The sequence below is a fragment of the Novosphingobium sp. GV079 genome (assembly GCF_003058045.1).
GTDB lineage: Bacteria > Pseudomonadota > Alphaproteobacteria > Sphingomonadales > Sphingomonadaceae > Novosphingobium > Novosphingobium capsulatum.
In genome coordinates this window covers 166,429-175,620 of the sequence record NZ_QBUE01000009.1, presented here as the reverse complement: position 1 = coordinate 175,620, position 9,192 = coordinate 166,429, and the positions used below count along the sequence as shown (strand labels likewise).

The window sequence follows — 9,192 nt, the reverse complement described above, 5'->3', positions numbered from 1 at the left end:
GCCCCCCATGATCTGATGACCAAACTCGCGGCATGACGACACCGGTTTGAGCTTAATTTTGCCGCAAACCTGTCCAGGAAGGCGGGACCACCTCACAGCGGCAGCACGACCATCAGCTTGAGAATGTACCACAGCATCACGCCGCATCCTTGCGCGGGGCGTTTTCGCTGCCGGCCAGTTCGACGATGCGCAGGCCAAAGCGATCACCCTGGGCAACCACTTCGCCGCGCGCGATCAGCTTGCCGTTGACCATCACGTCGAGCAGTTCATCGGTCAGCCGGTCGAGCATGACCACGCTTTCCTCGTTCAGCGCCAGCACGTCCTTGAGCTTCATCTCGGTGCGGCCCAGTTCGACGGTGAGGCGCACATCGACATCCTTGAGGAAATCGAAACCGCGCGGTTGAAACGACATTGTGAAACCCCCCAAATGAAATCTTAGAAAATCTGCGAAAGCTGCACGGCCAGGCGATCGTCCACCGCGCCCACCGTGCCATGGCCGATGGTCTGCCCGGCCACGCGCAAGGGCACCGCCCGCGCTACCGGCACCGGCAGGATCTGCCCCACTTCCAGCGCGGAGATCGCCGCCAGCGGCACCCGCATGTCGACCAGCACGGCGCTGAGCGGCAGCGGCACATCGGCAAAGGGCGCGGCGCGCGGATCGGCCGGGGCATGCTCGGCGCTGGCGGGCGGGCGCTCGCCATTGGCGAACAGCGCGGCCAGCGTGTCATAGGGAAAGGCCATTTCGATCGCCCAGGCCGGGCGGCCGGGCTCGGTGATCGAAAAGACCAGCGCGACGATATGCTCGTCGTTGCCGAACGGGGCGAGGTGGTCGATGTTGCCCTCGCGGCGCAGCGGGCGGATCACGTCGGCAGTATCGGCACCCAGCGCGCTGGCCAGGCAGCCGGCCAGCATGGCTTCCAGGCGGTGCACCATCAGTTCGGCCGACAGCGGCAGTTCGCGCGGCAATTGCTGCGGTGCCACGCCGGCACCACCAAACGCGCGATCGACCAGCCGCAGCACCACTTCGCCGGCCACCATGCCCAGGATGCGGTCATTGGCCGCGCCCGCGCCAAACAGGGTATAGGCGCCCAGGTTGCGGTGGCCCATCACCTGCATCGTGGCATAATCGGAATAGACGGTGCGTTCGGGACGGCTGCATTCCACCAGGGGTTCATCGCCACCCAGCAACCCGGCCAGGGCGCTGCCCAATTCGCGCGCCAGCTTTTCGGCCGTGCGGCTGAGCGCCGTGACCAGGTCTGCCTGGCTCGCTCCGGGGCGCAGCAGTTGCGGGCAGTGGCTTGCCACTACCCGCTCTGCCACGAATTCCCGTTCAGGCTTCATCGTCTTGCTTCCCCATTGCCCGTAAAATGCCCGTCAATCCGCAAACCTGCGGCTCACTGCACGATGAATTGCTTGAAATAGACCGCATCCACCCCGCCAAAGCCTTCGGTGTCGGTCAGCACCTTGTTGATCGCGGCGGTCATGCGCTGTTGCAGGCGCTGCTTGCCCTGGGTGGTTTCCACGTCGGTATCGGGCGTATCGGCCAGGACGGTGAGCAGGGCCGAACGGATCGCCAGCTCGTGCTTCTTCATCCACATCACCACGCGATAATCGCGGCGCGTCGATGCCGCGATCGAGGCCTGGACCAGGCGATCGCTGTCCTTGAGGTTCGAGGTGAAATCGTCGGAAAACGAATAGTAGACGGTGCGGTATTCGCTGCCGCCTTCGCCTTCCACTTCCTTGGCCCCGCCTTCGCCTTCGCCGCCTTCCTTGGCGACGGGGGCATAGGGGTCTTCCTCGCCCTTGCGGATCAGCTTGGGCTTGTTGTCTTCATGGATGACCACTTGCGGCCCACCCAGGATGTGCATGGCAAACAGGGCATAGACCCCGCCACCACCCATCACCAGCGTGGCCACGACCACGCCGATGAGCACCACAAGACCGCCCTTTTTCTTCTTGGGCGCGTCCTTGTCCTTTTCCTTCTTGTCGCTCATGCCGGTTCCTTGATCGTCAGATGGCCAGGGGATTGAGGCGTCGATTTACGCGCGGGATCACGCGTAGACGCCGCCCTGGGCCGTGTCGGGCTCGTCGCTCCGGTCCGGCGCGCGGCGGGCGGCAAGGCCCGCGCTGTCCGGCGCCGCGGCGCGTTGCGGCTGGCGCGGATCGCCACCCTGGCCCTGTGAAGGGGTTTGTGATTGCGACTGGCCGGCAAACGCCTGGCCAGATCCACTCTGGCTGGCGCCGTTCTGGCCCGAAGTGTTCTGGCTCGATGCGTTTTGGCCGGCCGGGTTCTGGCCAGCCGAGTTTTGGTTGGCGGCAGTGGCGGCGTCCGCACGGCTGGCTGCCAGCACGGCGGGGGCAAAGCCGGGATCGGCGCTGGCCATGGTCACGGTGAGCCCATCGTCCTTTTGCCGGAACTGCAGATCGATCCGCCCGAACGTGCCATGCGCCAGCGTGGCAGCCACCGTGGCGCCCTGGCCATCCTGGCGGGCACGGGCCACGGCATCGACCAGCGCGGCAACCTGCGCGCCGGGGATAGTGGCGGCAGGCGCCGGACCAGTGATGGCTGGCGTAGCCACTGGCTGGGGCGCGGCCACGGCGAGGGCGGAAAGGGGCAGCGGCGCCACGGCAGTGGCGCTGGCTGGTGCCAGGGGCGTTGCGGCCGGTTCGGTTTCGGCCGGTGACGCTGGCTCTGCAGCAACTGGCTGCTGCGGCTGGCGCGCCGCCAGCACCTGTTGCGTCGCAATCGGCGCAGTGGGCACAGCGGGCGCGGGGGCGTGCGCGATCGTGGTGGCAACCGGGGCAGGCGCCGGGGCAGCCGCTGCGGCTTGCGGCACCAGTGCCAGCGGTTCAGCCACGGTGGCGGCGGGCGTGGTGCTATCGGCTGGCGCAAGCGGCAGCGGTGTCGCCAGCGCGGCCGGCATCGCAAGGTTCGTCGGCATTTCCGGGCGAGGCTGGCCGGCCTGGGGCAGGGCAGCCTGAACGGCCATCGGCCCGGGCGCGGTTGGTTGCGCAAGCGCTGGCTGCATCGCTCGCGCCGGTGCCGGGGCATGCGCGATGGCCTGCTCTGGCGCGGGCGTGGCCGGGGCGACAGGCAGCATGATCGGCGCGGGGATGCTGGCCAGGGCCAGGCTGGCTGCGGCCGGGGCTGGCGCAGGGGCAGTGGGCGTTGCATCACCGGGTGTTGCCGGGGCCGCGGGTGCGGCGGTTTCGTCTACCGCCAGATCATCGGCATCGGCATCGGCATCAGCTTTGGCAGCGTGGCGCAGGGCCAGCAGGCTGGCCATGGCGCGATGCGTCACCACCGGCATGGCGGCCGGCGGCGTTGCCTCTGGCACAGCGGGCGCCGAATCTGGCGTGACGGGCGGCGCTGCGCCCTGCACAGGGGCCGGCATCGCTGCGGACGGCAGCACGTGCGCGGGTGCTGGCAGGGGCGCAGGCGCAGTGCCGGCGACAGGCTGGCTTGCCATCGGCGTGGCAACAGCCGGTGCAGCAACAACCGGTGCAGCAACAACCGGTGCGACGACAACCGGCGCAGGGCTCGGCGCCACGGCGGGAGCCGCCGCCACAGCCACAGCTGCGACGGGAGCGGGCGCTTTAGGCGTGGCGGCCTTGCCGTTTGCCGGCAAGATATTGCCGGTTTCGGCCAGCAGGCTTGCCGTGGCAGGCAGCGGCAGTTCCGCCGGGGCGGCAGGCGCGCTCAGCTCGGCCGGAATGGCGGCGGTGGCTGGCAGGGCCGCTGGCAGGGTCTCTACCGCGTCGAGAAGCGCCGCAAATCCGGTGGTTTCGCCCGGTTGCACCTGGTCGGCGACAATCGCTGCCGTCGCGCCCGCCATGATGGCGGGGGCGGATGAAGCGGCAGTGGGGGTGGCAATCGATACCATCGCGGTACAAGCTCCTGGGCGGTATGCCCACGGTTAATTCAAGAGCCGTGCCAATCGCCCGAATGCGGCATAGGGATGGTTTCGGATGCGGGCTCTTCGCGGTTGCGCGCGGCACCCAGCGGGGTGCCGGCCTGGGCGCGGACTCGGGCCAGGGCCTGCGCCTCTGCCGCGATGCGATCGGCGACGGCGGCGCGGCGCCGCTCGGCCGCGGCCACTTCGGCGGCGCGGGCATCGGCAATGCGGCGGGCCGTGTCGATTTCGCCGGCGGTGCTGCGGGCAATGCGCTCAAGCCCGGCGCGAAATGCGCCAAGGTGGGCCAATGCCGCACCATCATCGGCATCGGTGCGCGCGGCATAGCTTTCCGCCAGGATGCCGGTGCGCTCGGCCAGGTGCTGCAGCTGGGCCAGCGTGCTCTCGGCTTGGCCAGCGGCCAGCATCGCCTGGCGATGGCCGATCTCGCGCAGCTTTTCCAGCCGGCGCAGCCGCACCAGCCGCTGGTTGCGGGCCTTGATCGTCATGGCGCGCTCAGCCGCCCAGCAACTGGGTCAATTGGTTAATGCAGCTGTCCAGTGGCACGATGTCCTGCGCGGGTTGCATCAGGAAATCGGCCAGCGCGCCGTGCATGGCGATCGCCTGGTCCAGCTGCGGGTCGGCCCCCTGGCGATAGGCGCCCATCAGCACCAGATCGCGGTTGGCCTCATAGGCGGCGATCAGCGCGCGAAACTGCCGGGCCAGGGCCTGGTGCTGCGGGCTGGTGATGTCGGTCATCACCCGGCTCAGCGAGGCGGGAATGTCGATCGCGGGATAGTGCCCGCGCTGCGCCAGATCGCGTGAGAGCACGATGTGCCCATCCAGGATCGAGCGGGCGGTATCGACCACCGGATCGTCCTGGTTGTCGCCATCGGCCAGCACGGTGTAGAGCCCGGTGATCGAGCCGCCACTCGCCGCCGAATTGCCGGCGCGCTCGACCAGCTTGGTGATCGTTGCCAGGGCCGAAGGGGGATAGCCGCGCGCCGCGCCTGGTTCGCCCAGCAGCAGCGCGATTTCGCGCCCGGCATGGGCCACGCGCGTCAGGCTGTCCATGATCAGCAGGACGCGCCGGCCCTGGGCGCGGAAGTATTCGGCCAGCGCCGTGGCCATCATCGCCCCGCGAATGCGCAAGTTGGGCGCATGGTCGGCCGGCACGGCGATCACCGCGCTATGCGCGCGCTTGTTGCCGGCCATGTGCCGCTCGACAAAGTCCGACACTTCGCGGGCGCGCTCGCCGATCAGGCCGACGATGACGATTTCGGCCTGGGCGCCATGGGCGACCATGTCGAGCAGGACAGATTTGCCGACGCCCGATCCGGCCATGATGCCGATGCGCTGGCCCACGCCGAACGTGGTCAGGGCGTTGAGCGCGCGCACCCCGGTATCGAACGATTGCCGCACCGGGCTGCGATCGAGCGCGCCGGCGCGCACCCCGCCGGCCGGCCATTCGGCATGGGTGGCGAGCGGCGGCCCGCCATCGATGGGATGGCCTTCGCCATCAACCGCGCGGCCGAGGAATGCCTCGCCCACCGGCACCATGCCAGGCCGCCCTTCGGGCCGCACATAGGCGCCCGGGCGCAACAGTACCGGATCGCCCAGCAGCATCATCAGGCTGCGCCCGTTGCGAAAGCCGATCACTTCGGCCGCCAGGTCGCCGCGCCCGTGGGCGATGCGGCATTGCGTGCCGATCGGCACCGACAGGCCCGACACTTCCAGCAGCCCGCCATCGCAGGCGCTGAGCCGGCCATAGCGGCGCGGGGCAAGATCGGGATGGGCGCCGGCCAGGCGCGCCAGCAATGGCAGCGCGGGATGCAGGCCGCCGGTGGTGCGATCAAGGCTGCTGCCATCGGCTGGCGGCATCAGCATTGTCGCAGCGCCTCTTCCACCGCGCGGCGCCATTGCAGCGGGCCATCTTCCACCCCGCCCAGCGCGCCATCGACGCGCACTGCGCCGCGTTCCAGGCTGGAATCGGGCTCGCAGTGCCAGTCTTCGGGCAAGTGCTGGCCCACCAGCGCCAGGTCTTCGGGATGCAGGCGGATCACGCGGGCATCTTCGGCGCGGGCGAGCATTTGCGCGGCGCGGCGCACGCGCTGCTCCAGCGCGGCGGGATCGATCGCGGCATCGGCCAGCACCGCCTCGCACAGGGCCAGCACGGTCTGGCGCAGCCGCTGCTCCAGCGCATCGATCTGCGCGGCGTCCATGGCGCGCAAGGCGCTTTCGATGCGGTGGCGCGCGGCGTCCTGGGTGGCGGCATCGGCCTGTGCCTGGGCCAGTGCGGCGGCTTGGCCGGCGGCAAAACCATCGGCGCGGGCGCGCTCGATCGGGTCTTCGCGTTCGGGCTCGGGCATCGCGGCAAATTCAGCCGGGGGCGCCACGGGGATGCGGGCAAAGCGCGGGTCGAGCGTGAAGCCCTGCGATTGCGCCGGCACCGCGCCCCAGGCGCGCAAGGTGCGCCCGGGTTCGGGAATGCGCAGCAGGTCAGACATAGTCATCGTCACCCGAGCCGAACACGATCACCCCTTCGGCCGAAAGGCGGCGAGCGGCGGTAATCATGGCCTTTTGCGCCTCGGTCACTTCGGCGCGCTTGAGGCGTCCGCGCGCGGCGATCTCGTCGCGCACGCCATCGGCGGCGCGGCTCGACATGGCGCGGAAGAACACCTCGCGCTGCGGTTCCTCGATGCCCTTGAGCGCGGCGATCAGCGTGTCGCTGTCCACCTCGCGCAGCATGGCGCCCATCGATTGCGCATCCAGCACATAGAGATGCTCGAACTTGAACATCTCGTTCTCGATTTCCTTGGCGAGGGCTTTGTCCATCTTGGTGAGTTCGGGCATGACCCGCTTCTCCACCGCCTTGGCCGCCGCGTTGATGATCTCGGCCGCCTCGCGCGGGCCACCCATGGTCAGGGCAGAGCGGCTGTGGATCGCCACGATGCGGCGGGTCAGCACCTCTTCCAGCATACGCAGCGCCTCGGCCGAGACCTTGCCCAGCGTGGCAATGCGGTGGACCACCTGGGTCTGGATCGTTTCGGGCAGGCCGTGCAGCACGGCGGCGGCCACTTCCGGGTCGATCTGCACCAGCAGCACGGCAATTGCCTGGGGGTGCTCGCCGCGCACCAGCGGGATCAGCACTTCGGGGTTGAGCCAGCGTGCCAGTTCCAGGGCCGAGGTATCCTGCGCCGCTTCGGGCGCGATGCGGTGCATCAGGTTGACGGCCTTCACCTCGCCCACCGCGCGCGTCATCAGATCGCGCACCTGGCCCACGCGATCGTGCGCGGTCAGGCCCAGGCGCTCGGTCCGCTCGACAAAGCCGGTGATCGACTGGGCGATGGCCACCGGGCCGATCTCGCCCAGCGCGCACATCTTTTCGCCCAGCAGACGCAGTTCCTTGGGATCGAGCTGCGCCAGCAGATCGGCCGCCTGCTGGTCTTCCAGCAGCATGACCATGACGGCGGCCAGTTCGGGATCGGTCATGCTGCCCAAACCCTCTGCCATGTCGCTGTCCATGTTATGAGGCGCCTTCTTCGCTCGGTTCCTTCAGCATCTGGCGCAGCACGGCCACGGCGCTGTCGGGCTTTTCCTGGACCAGGCGCTGGGCCAGGCCCACCTGGCGGCTGAGCAGTTCGGTATCGATCGCGCCGGTTTCATCTTGCGCTGGCGCCAGCATCGGCTTGATCATGCCGGTGGTGGGCCCAGGGCCGATCTCGCGGCTGGGGCGCGGGGCGTTGGGATCGGCAGCGCCCTCGGCGCGTGCGGCGTTGGCCTCCTCGGCGTCCTCGTCGTCGTCATCGCTGGCGGCAGCCTTGCCCTTCTTGCGGGCGTCCTTGCCCTTGGCCGATGCACCGCCATCGCGGCGCAGCGCCTTGATCAGCGGGCGCACGCCCAGCAGCAGCGTCAAAAGCACCGCCACCAGTGCCACGCCGTTGCGCACCGCCATGGCAAACCAGGGCTGTTCATAGAACTTGGGCGGGGTGATGTCGGCCGGGTTGAACGCGCGCACCGCCACGGCCACCTGGTCCCCGCGCGTGGGATCGGCGCCCACGGCCGCGCTCACCAGCTGCTTGATCTGGTCGATCTCGGCGGGCTTGGCCTTGGCCAGCACCGCCGAAGACAGCGCCACCGCCACGGTCAGGCGGCGGATCTTGCCCGGCGTGTTGTTGGTCACCGCCACTTCGCGGCCCAGTTCATAGGTTTTCGATGACGAGCTTTCGCCATTGCTGGGCGCCGCGCCCGATGGGCTGGGCGAGGGCGTGCCCTGCGGCGCGCCAACCGCGGCGGTGGTGGGCGCGGGCGGGGTGTTGGACAAGACACCCGGCACCCCCACCGCGCCCGGCCCGCTGGTCTGCGAGGCCGATTGCTGCTCGGTGCGCACGGCGCCCTGCTTGTCATAGCTTTCGCGGGCCGAGGTCACCTGGTCCATGTCCAGATCGACCTGCACCTCGCTGGAAAAGTTGCCTTCGCCCAGCATCGGGGTCAGCAGCTGGGAAATCTGCTCGCGCAGCTTGTCTTCCAGCCGGCCCTGGATTTCCAGGCGATCAGCATCGCCCGGCTTGTCGGCCGACAGCAGGCGCCCGTGCTGGTCGATCACCTTGACCGCATCGACCGAGAGTTCCGGCACCGATCCGGCCACCAGGTTGACGATCGCCGAGACCTGGCTGGTGGCCAGTTGCCGCCCCTTGGCCAGGCGCACCATGACCGAGGCAGAGGGCGCGGCGGTATCGCGCACGAAGACCGATTTTTCCGGCTGGGCCAGGTGCACGCGCACCGCCTCCACCCCGTCGATCTGCATGATGGTCAGTTCCAGCTCGCGCTCGCGCGCGGCTTGCAGCCGCTGCCCTTCCAGGGTGCGGCTGGCGCCCATCGGCAGCTTGTCGATCATCTGCTCGCCGGTTTCGGGCGTGGCCACTGCGCCATCGGATGCCGCCACCATGCGCGCCTTGTAGAGGTCGTTTTCCCCCACGGTGATCGCGCCGGTGGAATTGTCGATGTGATAGGCGATCGCCGCCTTATCGAGCGCGGCCGTCACCTGCGCGCGCTCGGCATCCGACAGATCGGAATAGAGCATGCGCTGCGGCGCGGGCGCCATGGTCAGCCACAACAGCCCGGTCAGCCCGGCGGCGGTAATCCCGCCGAACCAGGGCAGCATGCGGCGCAGCGGCGGCTGGCGCAGGAATGCGCCCATCCGGGCGGGCAGGGCGCCGCCGGCCGGATCGGTCAAGGGCGCCAGAAGCGAGGGTGGCGGGCTGCCACCGGCCCCCACGGGAACCAGATCGGCCATCTA

General features: G+C 69.3%; 9 protein-coding genes. All 9 read right to left on the bottom strand.

The window, feature by feature from the left end:
• Positions 1–136: 136 nt before the first annotated feature.
• A complete protein-coding gene (fliN, locus tag C8K14_RS13500) occupies positions 137–412 on the bottom strand; it encodes a flagellar motor switch protein FliN (protein WP_022678603.1) in 276 nt (91 codons plus the stop codon).
• A 23-nt stretch (positions 413–435) separates the two neighbouring features.
• Entirely contained in the window at positions 436–1,341 is a 906-nt protein-coding gene (locus tag C8K14_RS13495) for a FliM/FliN family flagellar motor switch protein (protein ID WP_062787668.1), read from the bottom strand.
• Between the two features lie 53 nt (positions 1,342–1,394).
• Positions 1,395–1,994, bottom strand: a complete 600-nt coding sequence (locus tag C8K14_RS13490) for a flagellar basal body-associated FliL family protein (protein WP_062787667.1) — start codon at positions 1,992–1,994, stop codon at positions 1,395–1,397.
• 57 nt (positions 1,995–2,051) lie between these two features.
• Positions 2,052–3,836: a hypothetical protein gene (locus tag C8K14_RS13485; protein ID WP_107717023.1), complete on the bottom strand. Its 1,785-nt coding sequence runs from the start codon at positions 3,834–3,836 to the stop codon at positions 2,052–2,054.
• Between the two features lie 86 nt (positions 3,837–3,922).
• Positions 3,923–4,402 (bottom strand): hypothetical protein, encoded by a 480-nt coding sequence (locus tag C8K14_RS13480; protein ID WP_199223731.1) that lies wholly within the window; start codon positions 4,400–4,402, stop codon positions 3,923–3,925.
• Between the two features lie 7 nt (positions 4,403–4,409).
• Positions 4,410–5,774, bottom strand: coding sequence for a FliI/YscN family ATPase (locus C8K14_RS13475; protein ID WP_107717040.1), 1,365 nt, complete (start codon positions 5,772–5,774; stop codon positions 4,410–4,412).
• Positions 5,774–6,406 carry a FliH/SctL family protein gene (locus C8K14_RS13470; RefSeq protein WP_233251078.1) on the bottom strand — a complete coding sequence of 211 codons (633 nt, stop codon included), beginning with the start codon at positions 6,404–6,406 and terminating at the stop codon, positions 5,774–5,776. The genes C8K14_RS13475 and C8K14_RS13470 overlap by 1 nt, the downstream gene beginning before the upstream one ends.
• Positions 6,393–7,418, bottom strand: coding sequence for a flagellar motor switch protein FliG (gene fliG, locus C8K14_RS13465; RefSeq protein ID WP_022675420.1), 1,026 nt, complete (start codon positions 7,416–7,418; stop codon positions 6,393–6,395). Before fliG ends, C8K14_RS13470 begins: the two co-directional genes overlap by 14 nt.
• Before the next feature lies 1 nt (position 7,419).
• Positions 7,420–9,189, bottom strand: coding sequence for a flagellar basal-body MS-ring/collar protein FliF (gene fliF / locus C8K14_RS13460; protein ID WP_107717022.1), 1,770 nt, complete (start codon positions 9,187–9,189; stop codon positions 7,420–7,422).
• Positions 9,190–9,192: the final 3 nt, after the last annotated feature.

Bases quoted from the DNA above. Each gene is read 5' to 3' on its own strand.
- fliN (WP_022678603.1), bottom strand. From the start codon at position 412: ATGTCGTTTCAACCGCGCGGTTTCGATTTCCTCAAGGATGTCGATGTG.
- C8K14_RS13495 (WP_062787668.1), bottom strand. From the start codon at position 1,341: ATGAAGCCTGAACGGGAATTCGTGGCAGAGCGGGTAGTGGCAAGCCAC.
- C8K14_RS13490 (WP_062787667.1), bottom strand. From the start codon at position 1,994: ATGAGCGACAAGAAGGAAAAGGACAAGGACGCGCCCAAGAAGAAAAAG.
- C8K14_RS13485 (WP_107717023.1), bottom strand. From the start codon at position 3,836: ATGGCGGGCGCGACGGCAGCGATTGTCGCCGACCAGGTGCAACCGGGC.
- C8K14_RS13480 (WP_199223731.1), bottom strand. From the start codon at position 4,402: ATGACGATCAAGGCCCGCAACCAGCGGCTGGTGCGGCTGCGCCGGCTG.
- C8K14_RS13475 (WP_107717040.1), bottom strand. From the start codon at position 5,774: ATGCCGCCAGCCGATGGCAGCAGCCTTGATCGCACCACCGGCGGCCTG.
- C8K14_RS13470 (WP_233251078.1), bottom strand. From the start codon at position 6,406: ATGACTATGTCTGACCTGCTGCGCATTCCCGAACCCGGGCGCACCTTG.
- fliG (WP_022675420.1), bottom strand. From the start codon at position 7,418: ATGGACAGCGACATGGCAGAGGGTTTGGGCAGCATGACCGATCCCGAA.
- fliF (WP_107717022.1), bottom strand. From the start codon at position 9,189: ATGGCCGATCTGGTTCCCGTGGGGGCCGGTGGCAGCCCGCCACCCTCG.